Below are 22,910 nucleotides of genomic sequence, written 5' to 3' on the forward strand. Positions count from 1 at the left end.
TTTTTAACTCAAAACCCATACCCAACGTCCCTCTCATTGCGGGTGCAAAAGTAATACTCTTTTTCGCCTTTCCAAATCTTTTTTACCCTCTTTTCTATTCTTTTTTTTAACTACTTGGTTGTGAGAGAGAAATAATCAAAAGTTTTTTTGTTTCAAGTTTTAGGTTTTAGGTTTTAGGTTTCAAGTTTAAGGTTTTAGGCTGAGGGTACATAGAAAATTTATAATGAAACACGGATTGGACGGATTAGCTAAAGCTAAACGCAGATTTGAACAGATTTGAATAGCCTCGCTATAATGGATTGGAACGGGTGGGTTTGGTAATCAATTCATTTTGGTTGAAACCTGAAACTCCTTTTTAACTCTGCTCCCCTAGCCCCGATTGAAATGGAAAGCCTTGTGATGGATTGGTGTATTTTTTCTTGGCAAAAAAAAGCGACCAAAGGAAGCTCTTTTTTTGACTTTGAAAAAAACAACAAGACAAACAAGCTTGTAATGGAAAGCGGGAATAGCTTCTGATGAGACTAATCAAAGTAGTTTTTAAAATGACTGGTGATTTGACGGTTGTTGTAGCGGTTAGCGTTTCTGTTTACAGGAATGTATTGTTGGTTGATGTGTTTCATTTTGGGATAATAGAAGCGGAAATAGATTCCACCCAAAACTCCGAAAAAGAATCCGCCGATATGAGCAAACCAAGCCACTCCACTTTCATGAATTGGGTTTTGAGAGGCCGTGTAAACACTGAAAAATTGTTGCCCAATCCAAAATAATAAGAAAAGAAAAGCGGGAACACTAAAGATTTTGATGATAAAAAGTACTTTTATTTTAGATTTTGGAAACATGACTAAGTAGCATCCAAGGCACCCTGCAATGGCTCCACTAGCTCCCAAACTTGGAATGATTGAGTTTGGTGCGGAAAGTACATGTGCAAGAGCTGCAGTTAATCCGGCGAGTAAGTAGAATAACAGAAATCGTTTTCTTCCTACGGTGGATTCGATGTTGTCTGCAAAAATCCAAAGAAAAAGCATGTTTCCTATCAGGTGCATCCAACCGCCGTGCATGAACATGGAGGTAAAAAGTGTGCTGTAGATGGGTGTGGGTCCTTGAAAATGAGGAATACCATTTATATTTCCAACCAAATCAACACCTTTTGTTATTTCGTAAGGAACTGTACTATAGGCATAGGTAAAAACATCATTTGGAATTTGCAGAAATAAAAAGACGGCTATGTTTGCAAAAATGAAAACATAGCTAAAAATGGGGAATTGTCCACCTTTTACTTGATCATCTCCTATGGGAAAAAGCATATTCTTACTAATTAATGGTATAAAAATATTTAATTTGTACTATTGAAAAAAAGATCTTTAAAAAAAGATTTTTGGTATATTCGCTGAAAATTCATTTCAAGTGAAACTCATTAACTTTTTAGCCTTACCCGAAAAAGAACAATATCAAACCCTTTTTGAGAGTGGTGTTGTTGTGGCTGAGCGTAAAGAAAAACCTGTAATAAAAAAACTCTACAGTTTAAATACTTTTTTTGTTGAAGTTCATTTGCATTTTGGCACAGAAGAAATTCTGTTTAAAAAAGTGTTTAAAGAAGGAGAAATATTAGACGGATATTTGCGAGAATTTAAATTAGTTTTGCCTAAAATCAACTGATTACCCGTTTTTATTCTCACAAAGTTCCAGCAAAACACCTTGTGTTGCTTTAGGATGAAGAAAAGCAATATCCAGCCCTTCTGCTCCTTTTCTAGGTGTTTTGTCTATTAATTGAACTCCTTTTTGATCTAGTTCTTGTAAATTTTCTTCGATGTTTTTTACTGCTATGGCTAAATGGTGAATTCCTTCACCTCTTTTATCGATAAATTTTCCGATTGGGCCATCAGGTTCGGTGGATTCTAAGAGTTCAATTTTAGATTGACCAATCATAAAGAAAGCAGTTTTAACTTTTTGTTCTTTAACTTCTTCAATATTGTAGCATTTGAGTCCGAGCATATTTTCCCAAAAAGGAATGGCTTCTTCCAGACTTTTGACGGCTATACCGATGTGTTCGATGTGTGATAGGTTCATAGTTGTATTATTCTATTGATTGTGTAAACTGTTTTCTTTTTTTTGAATGGCAAGTAGTTTGTATAAAAAAAGTGTCAAAGAAATTTGACACTTTATGTTTTTTAAATAAAAATATTATTATGATTTAGCTTCTGCTTTTTTGGAAGCACAACATGCTTTTTTCTCACCTGAAGAGCAAGATTTTTTTTCTTCTTTTGAACAAGCTGCTTTTTCTGTTTTTGCTTTTTCTTTTTTCTTTTCTTTATTTTTTGGGTCAGTTGCCATAGCATCTGCTGTTACAAAAAACGCAGCTACAACCAATAATGAAACTAATTTTTTCATGGTATACGATTTTAAGGTTTAACGATTTAGTAGTACAAATATATAATTTAATGTGATAAATAGATGAAAAACTGTAAATTTTAAAGTAAATTTAAGTTTTTGGCCTATTTTTTAAAAAAAATATTATTTTAATTACTTGTAATTTGAATAATTTTTACAATTTCTTGTTTGGATAAAACTCCTGACTGACGCCAAACTTGTTTACCATTTTGAAAAAGTAACAAAGTAGGCACTCCTCTCACTTGATATTGAGCAGCTAACGATTGATTTTTATCTACATCGATTTTAATGATTGTCACTTTTTCACCCAGTTCATCTTTCACTTCCTTTAAAATAGGAGCTAACATTTGACATGGTCCGCACCAAGTGGCAAAAAAATCAACCAAAACCGGTTTAGGAGAATTAATAATAGTTGAAAAATTTGACATGGTAAAATTAATTCCAATTCATGTAACCACCTTGTAAATCAACCACTTCACTAAAACCCATCTGAATCATTTTCTTGGCAGCAGTTTGGCTTCTGGCTCCGCTTCTGCAATAGATATAAACCGGTTTAGATTTGTCAAGTTTTTGGATTTCAGATTCAAATGCTGTATCATTCACATTAATGTTTTTTGCTCCTTTTATAAAACCATCACTGTATTCTTTTGGAGTGCGTACATCTATTAGTTGAATATTTTCACCGTTAATCATTGTCTTAAATTCAGCTTTTGAAACCACTTTAATTCTTTCATCTTTTTGAGATTGGCAAGAAAAAGTTACAAATAGTACTACAAACAATAAAATTACTTTCTTCATATTTATAATTTTTAAATTATAATGTGCTAGGGCAAACATATGCCGTTCTTTTTATTTGGGTTTGTTTAATGGCTGCATATCCGCCTTTGACATCAATTACATTGTGATATCCTCTTGCTTTAAGAATGGAAGCCGCAATCATACTTCGGTATCCGCCGGCACAATGTACGTAGAAATCTTTTTCTTTTGGAAATTCGCTCAAATGTTCATTTAAAAAATCCAACGGAGTTGAAGGAACATCAACAATATGTTCGGAGGCATATTCGCCCGGTTTTCTTACATCAAAAACAGGGACATTTTCTTTAATTTTATTTTCTAAAATACTTGCATCAACTGAAGTTACGGTATCATATTCCATACCCGCTTTTTTCCAAGCCTCAAAACCACCCTTTAAATAGCCAATTGTGTTATCATATCCCACACGGGCTAATCGAGTGATCGTTTCTTCTTCTCTACCTTCGGGAGTAACTAACAATATGGGTTGTTTATAATCTAAAATCAGAGCACCCACCCAAGGGGCAAATTGTCCATCGATACCAATAAAAATTGATTTTGGAATATGTCCTTTAGCAAAATCGTCTTGATGACGAACATCAAGCACTAATGCATCTGTGTCGTTTGCAACAGTTTCAAATACATTGGGCTCAAACGCTTTAGCTTCATTGATAATATTTTCTACATTTTCATAACCTTCTTTGTTCAGTTTAACATTCATTGGGAAATAAGCAGGAGGAGGCAATAAACCGTCTGTTACTTCTTTCACAAATTCTTCTTTAGTCATGTTGGCTCGTAAAGCATAATTCGTGGCTTTTTGTTCTCCGATACTTCCTACGGTTTCTTTGCTAAGATTTTTTCCACAAGCAGAACCGGCACCATGAGCAGGATAAACAATGACATCATCGGCCAATGTCATGATTTTAGTTCGAAGACTATCGTATAACAGTCCGGCTAATTGTTCCTGCGTCATGTGAGCTGCTTTTTGGGCTAAATCCGGACGACCAACATCCCCTAAAAACAAAGTGTCTCCACTAAAAATAGCATAATCTTTACCATTTTTATCTTTTAGTAAATAAGTTGTACTCTCCATGGTATGACCAGGTGTATGCAAAGCAGTTATGGTAATTTCGCCTAATTGAAATACTTCCCCATCTTTTGCGATGTGTGCTTCAAAACTTGGATTTGCATTAGGACCATAAACAATTGGAGCACCTGTTTTTTCAGCTAAAGTAACATGACCACTTACAAAGTCGGCATGAAAATGCGTTTCGAAAATATATTTAATTTTCCCATTTGCTTTTTCGGCTTTATCAAGGTAAGGCTGTACTTCTCGTAAAGGATCTATAATTGCAATTTCACCATTACTTTCAATATAATAAGCTCCTTGAGCTAGACATCCAGTATAAATCTGTTCTATTTTCATAAATTTATATTTTTTGGTAAAATTATATGTTAACAAACAAAAAAAATGTAACAATAGTTACAAAGATATGAAATTAAAAAAGCCCAAATCAATTGATTCAGGCTTTGACAAAAAATTGTGATTGTGACTTTATAATAAGGTTGAAGGACAAACAAATTCTGTGGTAGGGACAGCTGTTTTCTTAATTTCGGAAAAACCACCAATAACATCGGAGAAATTCGACAAACCGTTTTGTTTTAAAATGGAAGCAGCAATCATACTTCTGTAGCCACCAGCACAATTTAAAACAAATGGTTTATTTTTTGGAAATTCACTCAGTCGATTTGAAATTTCATTCAAAGGAATGTTGATTGCATCAATTACGTGTTCAGCATTGAATTCGCTTTTTTTACGCACGTCAATCAAAAGTGATTGGTTATTCTCACGTTGTTGGATTAAATCTTTGGCATAAATTCTATTTACAACATCAATTTTTTTATTGGCATTTATCCAAGCATCAAAACCGCCATCTAGATATCCAATAGCATGATCATAACCAACCCTTGAAAGACGAATAATACTTTCTTCTTCTTTTCCCGGATACGTAACTAAAAGTATTTTTTGTTTTATATCGGTAATAAGTTCACCCACCCACATGGCAAAATTACTTTCTAATCCAATGTTTAAGCTATTCGGAATAAATCCTTTAGCAAAATCTTCCGCTTTTCTTGTATCAAGAATTAATACGTCGTTATTTTCTGATATTGTTTGAAATTCTTCAACAGTAAGGGCTTTTTTTCCTCTTTCCATGATGCTGTCTAAGCTCTCATAACCTTGAATATTCATTAATACATTTTTTGGGAAGTAGCTGGGTGGTGTTGTTAAACCGGTCAATAATTCATTTACAAATTCGTCTTCGGTCATATCCGGACGCAACGCATAATTTGTCTTTTTTTGATTACCTAAGGTATCCGTAGTTTCTTTACTCATCATCTTACCGCAAGCCGATCCTGCTCCGTGATTGGGATAAACAATCAAATCATCCGGAAGAGTCATAATTTTATTTCGCAAAGAATGGTATAACATTCGAGCTAATTTATCCTCGGTTAAGTCGGCTATAACATGTTGAGCCAAGTCAGGGCGACCCACATCGCCAATAAAAAGAGTGTCGCCGGATATAATACCGTGCTCTTTTCCATTTTCATCAATTAACAAATACGTGGTACTTTCTAAAGTATGTCCGGGAGTATGAAGTACTTTTACAATATAATTACCTACTTTGAATTCTTGATTGTCCTCTGCAATTAAAGCATTAAAATTGGGTTTTGCCGTAGGTCCGTATACAATAGTTGCTCCCTCTTTTTTAGCCAAATCCAAATGGCCGGAAACAAAATCGGCATGAAAATGCGTTTCAAAAACGTATTTAATTTTGGCATTGTCTTTTTTGGCACGATCAATATAAGGTTGCACTTCTCGCAGCGGATCAAATAAGGCTGCTTCTCCATTATTTTCTAAATAATATGCTGCATGAGCGATACAGCCGGTGTAAATTTGTTCTATTTTCATCATCTAATAAATTTTGATAAAAATAGAATACATCGAAAAAAAATAAAATGATATTTATCAGTTAATTACAAATAAAATACCCAACAAAATCAAAATAATTTGGAAGAAAAAAATTAAAAAACCATAAAAAAGTCCTTTTTTTCCGGAACTTATTAAGGAAGAGAAACTCACTTTTAATCCGATTGCAGTCATTGCAATGGTTAATAGAATTTTAGCCATCATATCTGAAAAAGCAACTACATTTTCCGGAATTTTTATTGTAGAGACAAGAATTGTAATGATAATAAATCCCCACAAATACCATGGCAATTGTAAATAATCTTTCCAGCTTTTACTTTTGCTCTCTTGTGTTAAGTAGGAAAAGAAGATCAAACCCGGAGAAAGTAACGCTACCCGAGCTAATTTAATGGTTAACGCTTGTTCACCAACTTCGGGTGAAATGGCAAAAGCAGCACCGGCTACATTGCCCACTGAATGTAATGTTCCACCCAGAAGCAAGCTTATTTCTGTGGTTGAAAAATGAAAAAGAGTAAGAATTAAGGGTAAAAAAAGCATCCCTATTGAGCCAAACAAATTAACTACAGCTAATGCTACCCCAACATCTTCTTTGTTTTTATTTAAACTGGGAGCCAAGGCTGCGATGGCACTAGAACCACAAATGGCTGTTCCAAAACCAACCATCCATCCAACTGTACTTGGACAATTCACTTTTTTGGATAAATACACACTAAAAACTAAAACCGCGAATACAACAAATGCAACCATTAAAAAACTTTGCCATCCAATTTTTCCCATATAGGAATAGTTGATACCAAATGCCAAAAAAAGTATTGAAAATTCTAATACTTTTGAACTTGAAAAACTTATTCCTTGGGATAATTGCATCGGCAGTTTAAAAAAATTCCCAATTACAATTCCCAATAACAAACCGATTAATATGCTGTTTAAAAAAGGAAACCATGCACTAATGGTCCAAGCAAAAGCAGCAATTAAGCATGTGAAAAGTATTCCTGAAATTGAATTCTTTAAAATCATACTACAATTATAAGACTAATTCTTTAAGTATGATGTAAATTCCCATTAAAAGTACGAACCAGCCAAATCCCGTTTTTAATTTGGCACCATGAATTTTTTTTGAAAGGTATATTCCAATAAATATTCCAATTATAGAAGCAAAAGTAAAAATTAATAACAGACTCCAATCAATTGTTTGATTTCCTTTCAAATCACCCAAAAATCCAATTAATGATTTTGCAGCAATGATAAAAAGTGAGGTACCAACTGCTAATTTCATAGGCATTTTTGCCAGTAAAACTAAAGCCGGTATGATTAAAAAACCTCCTCCTGCTCCAACTAAACCGGTTAGAACTCCCACTAACAAACCTTCCAATAAAATTAATGGGAAGTTATACTTCATGGGGCTATTCTCATCTTCAACTGCCTTGGATGGCTTTATCATTGAAATGGAAGCCATAATCATAACAATTGCAAACAGAAGCATTAAAGCAATCGACTTTGTAAATTCAAAGGTTCCGATAGTAAAAAATACTTCAGGTAAATGAGGTACTATAAAAGCTCTTGTTAAATAAACTGCTGCAATTGAAGGAATTCCAAAAATTAAAACTGTTTTAAAATCAACTTTCTTGAGCAAAGCACTTTTTATTCCGCCAACCAAAGCAGTTGACCCCACAATAAAAAGAGAATATGCTGTGGCTAGCACAGGCTCAACAGCCATGATATAAACTAGAATGGGAACAGTTAAAATTGAACCACCGCTTCCTATTAAGCCAAGTGAAATGCCGACAATAATTGCAAGAAAATAGCCTAAGATAAAAGTTGATTCCATTAGTGTATTTTTTATCAAAAGTAATAGTGAAAAATTAATAACTATGTAACTTTTGATACTGTACTTTAATTTAATAATTCGATTGAAGCCCGGTGAAGTTTTATTCTACCATCATTTTCAAGTGCTTTTAATAAACGAGAAACTACTACTCGTGAAGTATGTAAATCATAAGCAATTTCTTGATGTGTTGTATGAATTTCTTTAGAATGATTGATATTTGACTTATCATTTAAATAATTCATCAATCGTTCATCCATATTCATAAAAGCCAAATTATCAATGGCATTGAGCATTTCTTTTAAACGATTATTATAACTGTTAAAAACATAATTTCGCCAACTTTTGTATTTACCCAACCATTCCTCCATTTTGTAAACAGGAATCATAATTACCATTCCTTTGGTTTCGGCAACAGCACGAATTTCACTCTTGGTTTCGCCCATACAACAAGCCATGGTCATGGCACATGTATCCCCTTTTTCAATAAAATAAAGGAGTAATTCACCTTCGTCAAAATCTTCTCTTAAAATCTTTATTGCTCCTTCGATAAGTAAGGGCATTTTTTTAATATAATCGCCAAAATCGATTAAAATATCGCCTTCATTAAAATCTCTTAATAACGAAACTGCCGCTATTTCTTCAATAAGTTTTTCTTCAAAAACAAACCCATAGGTTTGCTGGAGTAATTCTTTCATTTTTTTTAATTTCAATCGTAAATTTCGAAAAAAATATGGATTATTCCAATATTAGTTACGAATATTCTTTCTGCTTATAAAATTAAACATTTTCTCCTTTCATCATTTTATTCCAATATAAATGGGGTAACATGTATTTTTTTAAAAACCATAATCGCCAATGAGGTTTATTACTGTCAAAAACAAGCATTTGCTTTAGTTTGGGGTCGGGTGTAAATTCATTTTTATAATTGAACTCTGCCAAAATCATTTTTCCATAACCAACTACTAACGGACAAGAGGAATAACCTAAGTATCCTTGATTATCAACTGTTTGATTGGCTAAATATTTTAAAATATTATCCACAACCACTGGCACTTGTTTGCGAATGGCGGCACCGGTTTTAGCTGTTGGCAAACCGGCAACATCTCCTAAACCGAAAATGGAAGTAAATTTATTGTGTTGAAGTGAATTAATATGAACATCTAACCAACCGGCGGCATTCACCAGATTCGATTCTCTAATAAATTTTGGAGGGGCTTGAGGTGGTGCCAAATGCAAGAAATCAAACGGAATTTCCATGATTTCATTACCGGTATGTTTTTCGTTTAATATGTTGTTTTCATTGACCACACATTTGTTTTCACCTGTGCTTACCTCTTTAAAATAAACAATTTTATTATCCGAATCAATTTTTATGGGAGCATAAAATGTTTTAAAATGAATGTTATAGTCACCAATGACTTTCATGAGTGAGTCAGCGATAATTTTTACACCAAAAATCACCGAACCCGGGGTTGCAAAAACGAGATTGGTTTTATTAGAAATACCTTTTTTTCTGAAATAATCCGCAGCCATATACGCTGCTTTTTGTGGTGCTCCTCCACATTTTATTGGTGTAGTAGGTTGAGTGAAAACAGCATTTCCTCCTTTGAACTTTTGAAGAAGTTCCCATGTTTTGTTAGGGTCAACGTAGTTACTGCACACGACGCCTTTTTCTAATCCTTCACGAAGTCCTTCAATCCCAATCCCATCTAAATCATTAACCAATCCGGTCGCAACAACCAATAAATCATAGGATATATTGCCCGATGTGGCAGTTTTTACCTGTTTTTCTTCAGCTAAAATTTCAGTGGCAAAGTCCTTAATCCATTTGACTCCTTTCGGAATCAAGTCTTTCGTTAAACGAATTGTTTTTTTATAATCATAGGTTCCTGCCCCAACCAAGGTGAATGCCGGCTGATAATAATGTTTCTCAGATGGCTCAAGAATTGAAATGGATAGATTTTTGTTTTTTTTAATTAATTGAGCGGCAGTCATAATTCCTGCAGTACCACCACCAATAATCAGAATGTGTTGATTTGCTTTCATACCTATTACTTTAGATTGGTAAAACTAGCTAGTTGACAATAATCTTTCTGTAACAAAAGTTACATTCATTGTTTTTTTTCAATAAAACCATTCAATAATTACATAATTATTATTTTTCTGCTTATTTTATTGCACATATTGTTATCCTGTTTTTTTTATAAAAATCAATACCGATTAACAAATATTAATTTTTTCTAAATTATCATTGGTATAAAAAGATTGTATCGTACTTTAACATCAAAAACAAAACGCATGAAAAATTTACTTTTACTTTTGATTTTCACACACTTTTCAATGAATGCACAATTGGAATCGACTACCTACAAAGACGGAAATCAAAACCTAAACGGATTTTCTTCTAAACCCCAAAAAGCGAATGCCAATAAATCCGGTATTTTAATTTTACCGGCATGGATGGGAATTGACGACCATTCTAAGGAAGTAGCTCAACAATTATCAGCCTTAGGTCATTATGTTTTTATTGCCGATATTTACGGTGAAGGAAATTATCCCCAAAACAGTTCTGAAGCCGGAAAACAAGCCGGTTTTTATAAAAATAATGTAGCGGATTATCATCGAAGAATTCAATTGGCTCTTGATCAACTCATTCAATCTGGAGCCAATAAAGATAAAATTGTGATAATTGGCTATTGTTTTGGCGGAACCGGTGCGTTGGAAGCAGCCCGTGCGGGTTTAAACGTTCAAGGAGTTGTTTCGTTTCATGGTGGATTAGGTAAAGCGGAAGACAGAATTATTTCTGAAATTAATCCGAAAGTACTCGTTCTACATGGTGCAGATGATCCGTTTGTTCCGGAAAAAGAAATCCTTGCTTTTCAAAAAGAAATGAAAGAGGCCAAAGCCGATTGGCAAATGATTTATTATTCGGGTGCGGTACATTCTTTTACCAATAAAAAAGCCGGAAACGATAATTCAAGAGGGGCTGCTTATAATGAATTGGCTGATAAACGCTCTTTCGTTCATTTTTTATCATTCTTGAAAGAAACTTTGTAAACCTACTTTAGTATATTTGTCAAAATAATTTGATTAAAATGAAAAAAATAATTCTGAGTTCTTTTGTGTTATCGTTTTTGTTGGTAGGTTGTTCCTCCAATAAAAATAGTACAAAAGAAAGTTCACCGGAAAAGTACTTGTCTGAGATTAAGGCTGAAAATTTAAGTAAACACCTTTATATTGTTGCTTCTGACGAAATGGAAGGGCGTGACACCGGAACTCCCGGCCAGAAAAAAGCCGGTGAGTATTTGATTAATCAATACAAAGCCAATGGAATTTCTTTTCCAAAAGGGGCGAGTGCATTTTATCAGCCCATTCCGGCAGAGTTTTTTAAGAAACAATTTAGTCCAAAACTAGGCGATTCTGAAAATATTTGGGCATTTATCGAAGGTACTGAAAAACCGGATGAAATTTTGGTTATTTCTGCTCATTACGATCATGTGGGAATGAAAAATGGAGAAGTATACAATGGTGCCGATGACGATGGTTCCGGAACAGTAGCTCTTTTGGAAATTGCTGCTGCCTTTCAAAAAGCTAAAAAAGAAGGGAACGGTCCGAAACGATCTATTTTATTTTTACATGTAACCGGTGAAGAACACGGCTTGCACGGTTCACGTTTTTATGCTGAAAATCCTTTATTTCCTATTGCAAATACTATCGCCAATATCAATATTGATATGATAGGACGTCGGGGTTATGAAAAAGAAAACAACGACAATTATGTATATGTTATCGGTTCTGACCGTTTGAGCAGCGACTTACACCGTATTTCAGAAGAAGCCAATACGAAGTATATCGGGATGGAATTGGATTATAAATACAACGATTTGAATGATCCAAATCGTTTTTATTACCGTTCAGACCATTATAATTTTGCCAAAAAAGGAATTCCAGCCATTTTTTATTTTAATGGTGTGCATGATGATTACCATAAACCAACAGATACACCTGATAAAATCGATTATCCTTTGTTAGCCAAAAGAACAAAATTAGCTTTTGCTGTAGCTTGGGAATTAGCTAATGCCGTGGAAAGACCAAAAGTGGACAAGGACGGGAAATAATTTATTTCAAAAATAACTGAAAAACGCAAAAGCAATTTTGCGTTTTTTTTGTACCTTTAGGTAAAGATTGATTACAATGGGAATCGAAAAATCCATTTGGTTTTTAGTACTTACATTAATTGCAGAAATCATTGGAACCATTGGTGGTTTTGGCTCGTCTGTATTTTTTGTGCCTTTTGCAAACATTTTTTTTGATTTTCATACCGTTTTGGGAATCACTGCTGTTTTTCACTTATCGAGTAATCTTTCAAAAATCTATCTGTTTAGAAAAGGATTAGACAAAAAACTTATTCTTCAAATTGGTATTCCATCAGTATTATTTGTAATCATTGGAGGCTTTTTGAGTAAATTTTTTGATAATAAAATTCTAGAAATCGTGTTAGGCATCTTCCTAATTTCACTTAGTTTATTATTTTTAATCAAAGATAAACTTATTATTCCGCCCAAATTTAACCAAACAGTAATCGGTGGAGCACTCTCAGGTTTTTCAGCCGGTCTAATTGGTACCGGAGGAGCTATTCGAGGCATAACTATGGCAGCCTTTAATTTAGAAAAAAGTGTTTTTGTGGCAACTTCTGCAGCAATTGATATGATGATTGATTTATCAAGAACCGTAGTTTACTTTGGGAACGGATTTATTACAAAGGACATCCTTTGGTATGTTCCTTTTTTATTTGTAATTGGGTTTGTGGGAAGCTGGTTAGGTCAAAAGTTTTTAAACCATATTTCACAAGATTACTTCAAGCGGATTGCTTTAGTTTTAATTTTATTAATTGGAATATTTTCTTTTTATCAAAGTATTAAATAAAAAAAGCCCTTTTTACAGGGCTTATCATAGTATGTACGGAATTATATTATTCTAACTCTTCTTTAACAGTTGCATCCGGAGCATTTTTAGCTACTGAAGCAATACCGTTTTCACGAGCAGCTACCGATTCATACATTTCACTGTTACCAATGATTTGACCGTTAGTTGCTTTTAAATTAAAGTAAGGTTTTCCATTTTTTGATTCTAAACGATCAAATCGTTTATCGTCTTGCGAATTTTTTCTTACCGATTCAATTCCGTTTTCACAAGCCGCTTTAGTCGTGTAGCCTTCACTGGACAAAATTACTTGACCATTTCCGGCTTTTAATGCAAATTGAAATTCTCCATTTTTTCTTTTACTGATAACAAATGATCCCATGTTAATTGTTTTAAAAATTATTGATTTATAAAATTAAGAAGATATTTTAACAAAACATATTATTTTTTCATGAAATTATAAACAATTAATCATTTTTGGGTAGAACTAAAACTACAAATTCAATGTATTGATAATTCAAGCTATTTCATTTTTCAAAATCCACCATAAAAAACTATCTTCGCTTTGAAATGACATTGATATTGCAATTGCCATTGCCATTGCCATTGCCATTGATATTGCCATTGATTTTTTTAAAATGAACGATATATTACAAACTCCTATCGAATACCTTAAAGGTGTAGGTCCTTCCCGAGGTGAAATGCTTCGGAAAGAGCTTAGTATTCATCGGTATGGTGATTTGTTAACGTTGTTCCCTAATCGGTACATTGATCGAACAAAATATTATAAAATCAATGAATTACAGTCTCGAAGTCTCGGGAGTAATAGTGAAGTTCAAATCATTGGAAAAATCATCCACATCAAAACAGTTGAACAAAAAAAAGGACGAGGACGATTAGTCGCTACGTTTGTTGATGACACCGGAGAAATGGAATTGGTCTGGTTTCAAGGACAAAAATGGATTCGCGAAAGTTTAAAACTCAACGCCGTTTATGTTGCTTTTGGTAAAGTTGCTTCATTTTCCAACGTGTTTAACATGGCTCATCCGGAACTGGAATTGTTGGAAGAACACAAACAAAGTTTGCGTTCGGCGATGCAACCGGTTTATCCTTCAACCGAAAAATTGACGCAAAAAGGCATTTCCAATCGCACCATCAACAAAATGATGCAGCAATTGTTTGTGGAAACGCAAGCCCGTTTTACCGAGCCACTTCCCCCTTATTTATTGGATGAATTAAAATTGATTCCCAAAAATGCGGCCTTGTTCAATATTCATTTTCCAAAAAGTCAGGAGTTGTTGGCAAAAGCTCAATTTCGATTAAAATTTGAAGAATTGTTTTTTATTCAATTGCAATTAATCACCAAAAACCTCATTCGGAAACATAAAATCAAAGGCCATCCGTTTGAAAAAGTGGGCGAATATTTTAATAATTTCTATCAAAATCATTTGCCGTTTGAATTGACAAATGCTCAAAAACGAGTGTTGAAAGAAATTCGAAATGACTTAGGCAGCAACGCACAAATGAACCGTTTATTACAAGGCGATGTGGGCTCCGGAAAAACGATTGTAGCCTTAATGTGTATGCTAATAGCGTTAGACAATGGTTTTCAAAGTTGTTTGATGGCTCCCACGGAAATTTTAGCTACGCAACATTTTAACGGCTTGACCGAATTGGCTAAAGATTTGAATATCAATATAAAACTATTAACAGGTTCAACCAAAACTTCCGAAAGAAAAATTATACACGAAGCGTTAGAAAATGGTGAATTACATATTTTAATCGGCACACATGCTTTGTTGGAAGATAAAGTACAGTTCAATAATTTAGGTTTGGCCATTATTGATGAGCAGCATCGTTTTGGTGTAGAGCAACGCTCGAAATTATGGAAGAAAAACGCTATTCCACCACACGTTTTAGTAATGACAGCTACTCCAATTCCGCGAACATTGGCGATGAGTTTGTATGGCGATTTGGATATTTCTGTAATCGACGAATTGCCTCCGGGTCGAAAACCTATTCAAACCGTTCACCGTTATGATTCGAACCGATTGAAAGTGTGGAATTTTTTGAAAGATGAAATCGCCAAAGGCCGACAAATTTATATTGTTTATCCATTGATTAATGAAAGTGAAAAAATGGATTACAAAGATTTGATGGATGGTTATGAAAGTATTTCAAGGGATTTTCCATTGCCTCACTACAGCGTTTCCATCGTACACGGACAAATGAAAGCGGCTGATAAAGAAGAAGAAATGCGACGTTTTGCAGCTGGGAAAACCAATATTATGGTCGCTACCACCGTGATTGAAGTCGGTGTAAACGTTCCCAATGCCAGCGTCATGGTGATTGAAAGTGCGGAACGTTTTGGCTTATCGCAATTGCATCAGCTTCGCGGTCGTGTCGGTCGTGGTGCCGAACAAAGTTATTGCATTTTGATGACGAGTCACAAACTAAGTGACGATTCCAAAACACGTTTAGAAACCATGTGTCGCACCAACGACGGTTTTGAAATTGCCGAAGTCGATTTAAAACTCCGCGGACCCGGCGATATCATGGGAACACAACAAAGTGGTGTATTGAATTTACAAATCGCCGATTTAGTTCGAGACCGAGATATTTTACAACTTGCTCGCCATGAAGCCATCAAACTCTTGAAAAAAGATGCCTCAATGACATTACCGGAGCACCAAACGTTGCGAATGGTTTTTATGGAAATGAGTAAGAAGAAGAATATTTGGAATTATATTAGTTAGGTAAAGGGTAATTGGTGATTGGTAATAGGTTAATAAGTATGAAAATTTTTATTAGCAATTAAAAATTAAAATTTCTTCTCTACATTTACACTTTCAAACCAATCACCCATTACCTTTAACCCATTACCCAAACAAATGGTTCAATACAACCCCAAAGACTGGATTACTTTTATATTCAGATTTCATAAATCCGATACCTTCCGAAAATTGATTCCGATGATGATTTTTATTGGATTTTATACGTATGGTGTGGGCTATTTGGAAATTGAGTATTGGAAATTATCAGAACAAAGTTACCTGAGTAATATTACAATTATGCATAGCATGTTGGGTTTTGTGATTTCTTTATTACTTGTATTTCGAACCAATACCGCCTATGATCGATGGTGGGAAGGGCGTAAATTATGGGGTGCATTAGTAAATAACAGCAGGAACTTAGCTGTTAAACTATGTGTCATTTTACATGAAGAAAATGACAGGGCCTTTTTCAGAAAAATTATTCCGGGATATGCTTCAATATTAGGAAAGCATTTGACTGATGAAGAAACGAGTAAACAACTTTATGAAGTTACCGATTTGGAAATTGATCATCATAAACACAAACCTAATCAAATAGCCAAAATGCTTTTTCAAAAAATAAATGATTTGTATGACCAAAAGAAAATTACCGGCGATCAGCTGATTATTTTGAACAACGAAATTATGTCGTTTACTGATATATGCGGAGCATGTGAACGAATCAAAAACACGCCTATTCCCTATTCTTATAGTGCATTTATCAAAAAGTTTATCTTTTTTTATGTAATGACTTTGCCGTTTGGCTATGTTTTCAGTTTGGGATATTATTCTATTCCGGTAGTTATTTTTATTTTTTATGTATTAGCGAGTTTAGAGCTCATTGCCGAAGAAATTGAAGATCCTTTCGGTTTTGATGCAAACGATCTTCCTATCGAAAAAATAGCTTCTAATATCAAAAAACACGTTGAAGAAATCCTTTAAATCATACTAATTATACTTATTTTGAGTTATATAACGAGAAAAAAGTGTTTTTAAACGATTTTATTTTTGTAAATCAATACTTGCACTTAGTTTAGCACCATCAACTAAAAGCTTGCCCGGCATTTATTTGAATAGATCCCAAGTCTAACACAAAAAACTTAACCAACATGAAAAAAATTACACTAGTAATTTTTACTGCATTTTTGACTGTTAATTGTAGTAAAGACGATTCTTTTAACGAAGAACAAACAAATCTTGCACTGCTTTCCTCTAAAAAAGATACTGCTTTAAAATCTGAAGTGAATTATGAAATAATTGATAATGATTCCAAATCAATTGGCGAATTATCTATTTATCATGATGAAACTACTATTTATATGATTTGTAAAACAAATGATAAAATATCAATTTCAGAAGCTGATTTATATTTTGGAACGTTTTCTAAAATTCGTAAAAGTATTGATGATGTCGAAACAATTCCTTCTTACAATTTTAAAACTGCCACAAATCAGACTGAAAATATCTTTAGAATAGAAAAAGAAGATTTAAAATTTGATAAAAACGGATGCATTTATGTGTCAACACATTTCAAGTTTATAGATGCTACTTCACAAGACAGTAAGTCAGCAAATAGTGTTTCCCAAGTTTTACCAGGAAGCGAAAAATTATCCTATTTTCTTTATTGCATCAACTAAAAATCATGATTAGAAAAAGTTTTCAAAAGGTCGCTAAATTAAGTGACCTTTTTTATTTAAAATTATGCAAAAAGTATTTCATTGATTATCTTTGCCACCTTTAAAAGCTCATAGAAAATGCGTATCTCATACAATTGGCTCAAACAATTTATTAAATTAGAATCATCTTCCGAAGAAACAGCAGCGTTGCTAACCGATTTAGGTTTAGAAGTAGAAGTTGTAGAAAAATATCAATCTGTAAAAGGTGGTTTAGAAGGCATCGTGGTTGGCGAAGTAAAAACCTGCGTGCAACATCATGATGCTGACCGTTTAAAAATAACTACAGTAGATTTAGGCGATGGAAATCCTGTACAAATTGTGTGTGGTGCTCCCAATGTTGCGGTGGGTCAAAAAGTTCCTGTAGCAACCATTGGAACCAATTTATTTGATAAAGAAGGAAACGAATTTCAAATTAAGAAAGGAAAAATCCGCGGACAAGAAAGTCACGGAATGATTTGTGCCGAAGATGAATTAGGTCTTGGCGAAAATCATGACGGAATTATGATTTTAGATGCTTCATTAAAAGCCGGAACACCATTTGCTAAAGTAATGAACATTGAAAATGATGAAGTTTTTGAAATCGGTTTAACACCCAACAGAGCCGATGCCATGTCGCATTGGGGTGTTGCTCGTGATTTACGTGCCGGATTAGTACAAAAAAATGTGCACCCCGAATTAATTACGCCTTCCGTAACCAGTTTTAGAGTAGATAAAAGAACGCTCAAAATTGATGTAGAAGTAAAAGATATCAAATTAGCTCCTCGTTATTGCGGTGTTACCATTTCGGGAATTACGGTAAAACCTTCTCCGGATTGGTTGCAAAATCGTTTAAAAGCGATTGGTTTAACACCAAAAAATAATATTGTTGATGCTACGAATTATGTTTTGCACGAATTAGGGCAACCGCTACATGCATTTGATGCCAACAAAATCAACGGAAAAATTATCGTAAAAACTGCTGAAAGTGGAACAAAATTCAAAACCTTAGATGATGTAGAACGAATTTTACACGAAGAAGATTTAATGATTTGCGACGAAAAAGGTCCGCTTTGCATTGCAGGTGTTTTTGGTGGGAAAAATTCTGGCGTTACCGAAAATACATCCAATATCTTTTTAGAAAGTGCCTATTTTAATCCGGTTTCTATTCGTAAAACGGCAAAGAGACATGGATTAAGTACCGATGCTTCCTTCCGTTTTGAACGTGGAATCGATCCAACCATCACTGAATACGCTTTAAAAAGAGCCGCTATTTTAATTAAAGAAATTGCAGGGGGCGAAATTACTTCAGATATCATCGATATTTATCAAAAGAAAATTGAAGATTTCACGGTTTTATTAAACTTCAATAAAGTAAATAAAATCATTGGTCAGGAAATTCCAAAAGAAATCATCAAAAAGATTTTGGTTTCTTTAGATATTAAAGTCAACAGCGTTTCCGATGCCGGTTTAGGCTTAACCATTCCTGCGTATCGTGTGGATGTACAACGTGAAATTGATGTGATTGAAGAAATTCTTCGTGTGTATGGTTACAACAACATTCAGTTTTCTAAAAAATTGAATGCGACCGTTGCCAATTCAGGAAGAACTGAGGATTATAAAGTGCAGAACATCATCGCTTCACAATTGAATTCGGTAGGTTTTCATGAGATGATGGCCAATTCCTTGACAACTCCTGATTATGTGAAATTATCAGAAAATCTTAAAGAAGATTTTAATGTCATGATGCTGAATCCGTTGAGTAATGAATTATCAGCGATGCGTCAATCCCTCTTGTTTTCCGGTTTAGAAGCGGTTTCGTATAACATAAATCGTAGAAATTCAGATTTAAAATTATTTGAATTCGGTAAAAGTTACCATAAAATGCCGTCCGGTTATGAAGAAAACAAGCATCTTTCGTTGTTTGTAACCGGAAATCGTCAACCTGAAATTTGGACAACGCCACAAAAGCCTAGTGATTTCTTTTTGTTTAAAGGTTATGTGCAATCGATTTTAACTCGACTTTCTGTTGGAAAAACACAAAGTGTTCCGGTTTCAAGCGATGTATTTAACGAAGGAATAGCCATTGCCATTGGAAATGATGTTTTAGTTGAGTATGGTACGGTAAAAAAATCTATTCTAAAATATTTCGACATTAAACAAGAAGTATTTTATGCCGATTTTAATTGGAATCTGATTTTGAAAATGATTTCAAACAAAATTAAATTTCAAGATATTCCTAAATATCCGGAAGTTCGAAGAGATTTGTCATTATTATTAGATCAAAATGTTACGTTTGATAAATTATATTCTATTGCTCGTCAAACAGAGAAAGTTTTATTAAAAGAGATTCATCTTTTTGATGTTTATGAAGGAAAGAACCTTCCGGAAGGAAAGAAATCCTATGCCTTGAGTTTCGTTATTCAAGACACAACCAAAACGTTGACTGACGAACAAATTGATAAAATAATGAACAAGCTTCAACAAAATTTTGAAAAAGAAGTTGGAGCAGTTTTGAGATAATAAAAAAGACCACAAAAATTAAATTGGTGGTCTTTTTTAGTTCATACAAAAATCAAGTAATAAACCTATAATCATAGTATTATAACTTCGATTTGAACAAACCCTTTTTCATTTCATTATTGCAATGCAACCATTGCAGTTACTATTTTCTTAATTTATTGTGATATAATTTTTTTAGTTATTGATTGGATTACGTATCAAACTAAACCATAGTTTTTTAAAAGCCTTTTTAACAGAACTTTAATAATTGAAATAGTAAAAAAAAGCACAAATTATTTTTTAAAAAAAGTATAATTAATTAATTTAGAACTAATTAAATCATATTATTTAATTACAACTAAATTCATTCAAAATGCTACTGAAAAAGAAGAACTTGCTGGTTGAATTACAGAATTTAAAGAAAAAAATGAATTCTGAATCTGAACTTATCTCACAAGTAAAGAAGATTTTAAGTGAAAATGAACAGGAAAGAGAAAATATTAAAAGTGAACTTTCAAAGAAATCTTCAACAAATCACAATTATTTCATTTTTGATGAATTGGAAACGAAAAACATTTTCCACATCAATGAAATCAAAACCTTGTGTGTAGATTATCGCTTACGATTTTTATCTTCACATTATTTCAAAGGACAAATTCCGGAAGAAGCAATTTCAAAAATTCGTGCACTAGAAAAAATTCACCAAACCCAATTACAAGGATTCAAAATTGTTGCACCTTCTAAATTGTTTAAATTGGAAAACTATGACGATCCGTTATTATTTGCTCCAATCGGCAATGAATATTATTATCTTATTCACAAATGGGGAAATGATTTGCATCCGTTACGAAAACTAGCCGTGAAACCCTTTAAAAATATGGGGAATTTTATTGTTCTTCTAGTATTTATCAGTTTGTTATTGACTGCTCTTATACCACAAAATATATTTGGTAAAACCACACAAGGAGTTATGGGCTTGGTTACCTTTTTATTTGTTTTAAAATCTGTGATGGGAATTGCTCTTTACTACTGTTTTTGGCAAGGAAAGAATTTCAATGAAGATATTTGGTTGAGCAAATATTATAATTAGTGAATAGTAACTTTAGAATGAAAAAAAATCCCTCTACTTTCGAAGAGGGATTTTTTAATTTATAAAAGAGAAAAATTATTTTTCTCCTTTTTCCATTTTAGCTTTTAGGTCAGCCAAAATTTGGTTGTTTTCACCTAAGGTTTGAGCAGGAGCATTCGTGTTATTGTTAGCCGCAACAGCTTCTGAAGCAGCTTTCACATTTTTCTCCTCTTCTTCTCTAAAGATAGCAGTATGCGAAGCTACAACTCTTTTGAATTCTTTGTTGAATTCAATTACTTTAAAGTCTGCAGCATCCCCTTTTTTCAATTTCTTACCGTCTTCTTTTTCTAAATGACGAGCAGGAACGAAGGCAACTACATCATCACCAAAATCAACTGTTGCACCTTTGTCAACAATTTCAGCGATAGTTCCGTTGTGGATAGTACCAACAGCATAAGCATCTTCATGTTTATCCCATGGGTTATCCGTAGTTTGTTTGTGACCTAATGATAATTTACGTCCTTCAACATCTAACTCTAATACTACCACATCTAATTTCTCACCGACGTTGATGAATTCAGATGGATGTTTAATTTTCTTAGTCCAAGATAAATCAGAAATATAAATTAAACCATCAATACCTTCTTCTAATTCAACGAAGATTCCAAAGTTAGTAAAGTTTCTTACGATACCGGTATGTTTAGAACCAACAGGATATTTAGCGGTAATATCAGTCCAAGGATCTTGCGTCATTTGCTTGATACCTAACGACATTTTTCTTTCGTCTCTGTCTAATGTTAAGATAACTGCTTCTACTTCATCTCCAATTTTCATGAAATCTTGAGCTGAACGTAAGTGTGTTGACCAAGACATTTCAGAAACGTGGATTAAACCTTCAACACCTTCAGCCACTTCGATAAAAGCACCGTAATCTGCGATTACTACTACTTTACCTTTTACTTTATCACCAACTTGTAATTTAGCATCTAAAGCATCCCATGGGTGAGCGTTTAATTGTTTTAAACCTAATTGGATTCTTGTTTTCTCATCATCAAAATCAAGAATTACAACGTTTAATTTTTGGTCTAATTCAAGTACTTCACTTGGGTGATTGATTCTTGACCAAGAAAGGTCAGTAATGTGAATTAATCCATCAACACCACCTAAATCAATGAAAACACCATAAGAAGTGATGTTTTTCACCACACCTTCTAATACTTGTCCTTTTTCTAATTGACCAATGATTTCTTTTTTCTGAACTTCAATATCTGCTTCGATAAGAGCTTTGTGAGAAACCACCACGTTTTTAAACTCGTGATTAATTTTTACCACTTTAAACTCCATCATTTTGTTTACATATTGATCGTAGTCACGAATTGGCTTCACATCAATTTGTGAACCTGGTAAGAAGGCTTCAATTCCGAAAACATCTACAATCATACCACCTTTTGTTCTGCATTTTACAAAACCGTTTACGATTTCGCCACTTTCGTTAGCAGCAATTACACGATCCCAAGCTTTGATTGTTCTAGCTTTTCTGTGCGATAATACTAACTGACCTGTTCTGTCTTCACGAACGTCGATTAATACTTCTACTTTGTCACCTACTTTTAAGTTTGGATTGTAACGGAATTCGTTTAAAGAAATAACTCCCTCCGATTTCGCGTTAATGTCAACGATAGCATCACGATCCGTAATACGAACTACAGTTCCCATTACCACTTCGTCACTTTCCGTTGAAATGAAGGTCTTAGCAACTAATTCTTCAAATTCTCTTAGGTTTTTTTCATCCACTGCATCAATTCCTTCTTGGAAGTTATGCCAGTTAAAGTTTGCTAAAAACGCTTCTTGTTCTTTTAAAATTTCAGACATGCTGATTAAAAATTTGTATTCTGTGTTCACTTGAGTTTCATAATGCGATAGAAAACAGCAGAAGATGTTTACATAATTTGTT

Annotated in this window: 22 protein-coding genes; 9 read left to right on the plus strand and 13 right to left on the minus strand. The window is 33.6% G+C overall.

All coding sequences use genetic code 11. The features are described 5' to 3' along the window. Positions 1-521: 521 nt before the first annotated feature. Entirely contained in the window at positions 522-1,304 is a 783-nt protein-coding gene (locus EQG68_RS13850; protein WP_129465484.1) for a rhomboid family intramembrane serine protease, read from the minus strand. A 100-nt stretch (positions 1,305-1,404) separates the two neighbouring features. Between EQG68_RS13850 and EQG68_RS13855 the strand changes: the two genes are divergently transcribed. Next, entirely contained in the window at positions 1,405-1,656 is a 252-nt protein-coding gene (locus tag EQG68_RS13855; RefSeq protein WP_129465485.1) for a hypothetical protein, read from the plus strand. Here the strand turns inward: EQG68_RS13855 and mce are convergent, their stop codons facing one another. From mce to EQG68_RS13905, 10 genes are all read right to left on the minus strand, one after another. Then, positions 1,657-2,067, minus strand: a complete 411-nt coding sequence (gene mce, locus EQG68_RS13860) for a methylmalonyl-CoA epimerase (protein WP_129465486.1) — start codon at positions 2,065-2,067, stop codon at positions 1,657-1,659. It lies immediately after the preceding gene. A 117-nt stretch (positions 2,068-2,184) separates the two neighbouring features. After that, entirely contained in the window at positions 2,185-2,388 is a 204-nt protein-coding gene (locus EQG68_RS13865) for a hypothetical protein (RefSeq protein ID WP_129465487.1), read from the minus strand. Positions 2,389-2,516: 128 nt separating this feature from the next. Further along, positions 2,517-2,816, minus strand: a complete 300-nt coding sequence (gene trxA / locus EQG68_RS13870) for a thioredoxin (protein ID WP_129465488.1) — start codon at positions 2,814-2,816, stop codon at positions 2,517-2,519. A gap of 7 nt (positions 2,817-2,823) precedes the next feature. Further along, entirely contained in the window at positions 2,824-3,186 is a 363-nt protein-coding gene (locus EQG68_RS13875; RefSeq protein ID WP_129465489.1) for a rhodanese-like domain-containing protein, read from the minus strand. Positions 3,187-3,202: 16 nt separating this feature from the next. Further along, positions 3,203-4,606 (minus strand): MBL fold metallo-hydrolase, encoded by a 1,404-nt coding sequence (locus tag EQG68_RS13880; RefSeq protein ID WP_129465490.1) that lies wholly within the window; start codon positions 4,604-4,606, stop codon positions 3,203-3,205. A gap of 129 nt (positions 4,607-4,735) precedes the next feature. Then, the gene (locus EQG68_RS13885; protein WP_129465530.1) at positions 4,736-6,151 is read right to left on the minus strand and encodes an MBL fold metallo-hydrolase; all 1,416 of its coding nucleotides are present in this window, start codon (positions 6,149-6,151) and stop codon (positions 4,736-4,738) included. Positions 6,152-6,208: 57 nt separating this feature from the next. Continuing rightward, positions 6,209-7,186, minus strand: coding sequence for a YeiH family protein (locus EQG68_RS13890; RefSeq protein WP_129465491.1), 978 nt, complete (start codon positions 7,184-7,186; stop codon positions 6,209-6,211). A 7-nt stretch (positions 7,187-7,193) separates the two neighbouring features. Further along, a complete protein-coding gene (locus EQG68_RS13895) occupies positions 7,194-7,997 on the minus strand; it encodes a sulfite exporter TauE/SafE family protein (RefSeq protein ID WP_129465492.1) in 804 nt (267 codons plus the stop codon). A gap of 65 nt (positions 7,998-8,062) precedes the next feature. Beyond that, the gene (locus EQG68_RS13900; RefSeq protein WP_129465493.1) at positions 8,063-8,692 is read right to left on the minus strand and encodes a Crp/Fnr family transcriptional regulator; all 630 of its coding nucleotides are present in this window, start codon (positions 8,690-8,692) and stop codon (positions 8,063-8,065) included. An 82-nt stretch (positions 8,693-8,774) separates the two neighbouring features. Further along, a complete protein-coding gene (locus EQG68_RS13905) occupies positions 8,775-10,043 on the minus strand; it encodes an NAD(P)/FAD-dependent oxidoreductase (protein WP_129465494.1) in 1,269 nt (422 codons plus the stop codon). A gap of 252 nt (positions 10,044-10,295) precedes the next feature. Between EQG68_RS13905 and EQG68_RS13910 the strand changes: the two genes are divergently transcribed. The 3 genes from EQG68_RS13910 to EQG68_RS13920 all read left to right on the plus strand — a co-directional run bounded on the left by EQG68_RS13910 (position 10,296) and on the right by EQG68_RS13920 (position 12,923). Next, complete coding sequence (locus EQG68_RS13910; RefSeq protein ID WP_129465495.1) at positions 10,296-11,054, plus strand: dienelactone hydrolase family protein; 759 nt, start codon at positions 10,296-10,298, stop codon at positions 11,052-11,054. A gap of 38 nt (positions 11,055-11,092) precedes the next feature. Beyond that, the gene (locus EQG68_RS13915) at positions 11,093-12,115 is read left to right on the plus strand and encodes a M28 family metallopeptidase (protein WP_129465496.1); all 1,023 of its coding nucleotides are present in this window, start codon (positions 11,093-11,095) and stop codon (positions 12,113-12,115) included. Positions 12,116-12,191: 76 nt separating this feature from the next. Then, the gene (locus EQG68_RS13920; protein ID WP_129465497.1) at positions 12,192-12,923 is read left to right on the plus strand and encodes a sulfite exporter TauE/SafE family protein; all 732 of its coding nucleotides are present in this window, start codon (positions 12,192-12,194) and stop codon (positions 12,921-12,923) included. A gap of 46 nt (positions 12,924-12,969) precedes the next feature. Here the strand turns inward: EQG68_RS13920 and EQG68_RS13925 are convergent, their stop codons facing one another. Beyond that, entirely contained in the window at positions 12,970-13,302 is a 333-nt protein-coding gene (locus tag EQG68_RS13925; protein ID WP_129465498.1) for a YegP family protein, read from the minus strand. Between the two features lie 256 nt (positions 13,303-13,558). On the opposite strand from EQG68_RS13925, the gene recG reads away from it, so the two are divergent. The 5 genes from recG (at position 13,559) to EQG68_RS13950 (ending at position 20,977) form a co-directional block, all read left to right on the plus strand. Then, entirely contained in the window at positions 13,559-15,676 is a 2,118-nt protein-coding gene (gene recG, locus EQG68_RS13930) for an ATP-dependent DNA helicase RecG (RefSeq protein WP_129465499.1), read from the plus strand. Positions 15,677-15,811: 135 nt separating this feature from the next. Continuing rightward, positions 15,812-16,675 carry a bestrophin family protein gene (locus EQG68_RS13935; RefSeq protein WP_129465500.1) on the plus strand — a complete coding sequence of 288 codons (864 nt, stop codon included), beginning with the start codon at positions 15,812-15,814 and terminating at the stop codon, positions 16,673-16,675. Positions 16,676-16,842: 167 nt separating this feature from the next. Next, positions 16,843-17,370 (plus strand): hypothetical protein, encoded by a 528-nt coding sequence (locus EQG68_RS13940; protein WP_129465501.1) that lies wholly within the window; start codon positions 16,843-16,845, stop codon positions 17,368-17,370. 117 nt (positions 17,371-17,487) lie between these two features. Beyond that, positions 17,488-19,908 carry a phenylalanine--tRNA ligase subunit beta gene (gene pheT / locus EQG68_RS13945; protein ID WP_129465502.1) on the plus strand — a complete coding sequence of 807 codons (2,421 nt, stop codon included), beginning with the start codon at positions 17,488-17,490 and terminating at the stop codon, positions 19,906-19,908. 406 nt (positions 19,909-20,314) lie between these two features. Further along, positions 20,315-20,977 (plus strand): hypothetical protein, encoded by a 663-nt coding sequence (locus EQG68_RS13950; RefSeq protein WP_246011765.1) that lies wholly within the window; start codon positions 20,315-20,317, stop codon positions 20,975-20,977. A gap of 75 nt (positions 20,978-21,052) precedes the next feature. Here EQG68_RS13950 and rpsA read toward each other — a convergent pair whose 3' ends face one another. Next, complete coding sequence (rpsA, locus tag EQG68_RS13955; RefSeq protein WP_129465504.1) at positions 21,053-22,828, minus strand: 30S ribosomal protein S1; 1,776 nt, start codon at positions 22,826-22,828, stop codon at positions 21,053-21,055. Positions 22,829-22,910: the final 82 nt, after the last annotated feature.

Source organism: Flavobacterium piscinae, from assembly GCF_004122145.1.
In the GTDB taxonomy this organism is placed as follows: domain Bacteria; phylum Bacteroidota; class Bacteroidia; order Flavobacteriales; family Flavobacteriaceae; genus Flavobacterium; species Flavobacterium piscinae.

Excerpts from the sequence above, each read along its gene's own strand:
- EQG68_RS13850 (WP_129465484.1), bottom strand. The coding sequence starts at position 1,304 with ATGCTTTTTCCCATAGGAGATGATCAAGTAAAAGGTGGACAATTCCCC.
- rpsA (WP_129465504.1), bottom strand. The coding sequence starts at position 22,828 with ATGTCTGAAATTTTAAAAGAACAAGAAGCGTTTTTAGCAAACTTTAAC.
- EQG68_RS13905 (WP_129465494.1), bottom strand. The coding sequence starts at position 10,043 with ATGAAAGCAAATCAACACATTCTGATTATTGGTGGTGGTACTGCAGGA.
- EQG68_RS13885 (WP_129465530.1), bottom strand. The coding sequence starts at position 6,151 with ATGAAAATAGAACAAATTTACACCGGCTGTATCGCTCATGCAGCATAT.
- EQG68_RS13915 (WP_129465496.1), top strand. The coding sequence starts at position 11,093 with ATGAAAAAAATAATTCTGAGTTCTTTTGTGTTATCGTTTTTGTTGGTA.
- recG (WP_129465499.1), top strand. The coding sequence starts at position 13,559 with ATGAACGATATATTACAAACTCCTATCGAATACCTTAAAGGTGTAGGT.
- EQG68_RS13935 (WP_129465500.1), top strand. The coding sequence starts at position 15,812 with ATGGTTCAATACAACCCCAAAGACTGGATTACTTTTATATTCAGATTT.
- EQG68_RS13875 (WP_129465489.1), bottom strand. The coding sequence starts at position 3,186 with ATGAAGAAAGTAATTTTATTGTTTGTAGTACTATTTGTAACTTTTTCT.
- EQG68_RS13910 (WP_129465495.1), top strand. The coding sequence starts at position 10,296 with ATGAAAAATTTACTTTTACTTTTGATTTTCACACACTTTTCAATGAAT.
- EQG68_RS13865 (WP_129465487.1), bottom strand. The coding sequence starts at position 2,388 with ATGAAAAAATTAGTTTCATTATTGGTTGTAGCTGCGTTTTTTGTAACA.
- pheT (WP_129465502.1), top strand. The coding sequence starts at position 17,488 with ATGCGTATCTCATACAATTGGCTCAAACAATTTATTAAATTAGAATCA.
- EQG68_RS13895 (WP_129465492.1), bottom strand. The coding sequence starts at position 7,997 with ATGGAATCAACTTTTATCTTAGGCTATTTTCTTGCAATTATTGTCGGC.
- trxA (WP_129465488.1), bottom strand. The coding sequence starts at position 2,816 with ATGTCAAATTTTTCAACTATTATTAATTCTCCTAAACCGGTTTTGGTT.
- EQG68_RS13900 (WP_129465493.1), bottom strand. The coding sequence starts at position 8,692 with ATGAAAGAATTACTCCAGCAAACCTATGGGTTTGTTTTTGAAGAAAAA.
- EQG68_RS13940 (WP_129465501.1), top strand. The coding sequence starts at position 16,843 with ATGAAAAAAATTACACTAGTAATTTTTACTGCATTTTTGACTGTTAAT.
- mce (WP_129465486.1), bottom strand. The coding sequence starts at position 2,067 with ATGAACCTATCACACATCGAACACATCGGTATAGCCGTCAAAAGTCTG.
- EQG68_RS13950 (WP_246011765.1), top strand. The coding sequence starts at position 20,315 with ATGAATTCTGAATCTGAACTTATCTCACAAGTAAAGAAGATTTTAAGT.
- EQG68_RS13920 (WP_129465497.1), top strand. The coding sequence starts at position 12,192 with ATGGGAATCGAAAAATCCATTTGGTTTTTAGTACTTACATTAATTGCA.
- EQG68_RS13890 (WP_129465491.1), bottom strand. The coding sequence starts at position 7,186 with ATGATTTTAAAGAATTCAATTTCAGGAATACTTTTCACATGCTTAATT.
- EQG68_RS13925 (WP_129465498.1), bottom strand. The coding sequence starts at position 13,302 with ATGGGATCATTTGTTATCAGTAAAAGAAAAAATGGAGAATTTCAATTT.
- EQG68_RS13880 (WP_129465490.1), bottom strand. The coding sequence starts at position 4,606 with ATGAAAATAGAACAGATTTATACTGGATGTCTAGCTCAAGGAGCTTAT.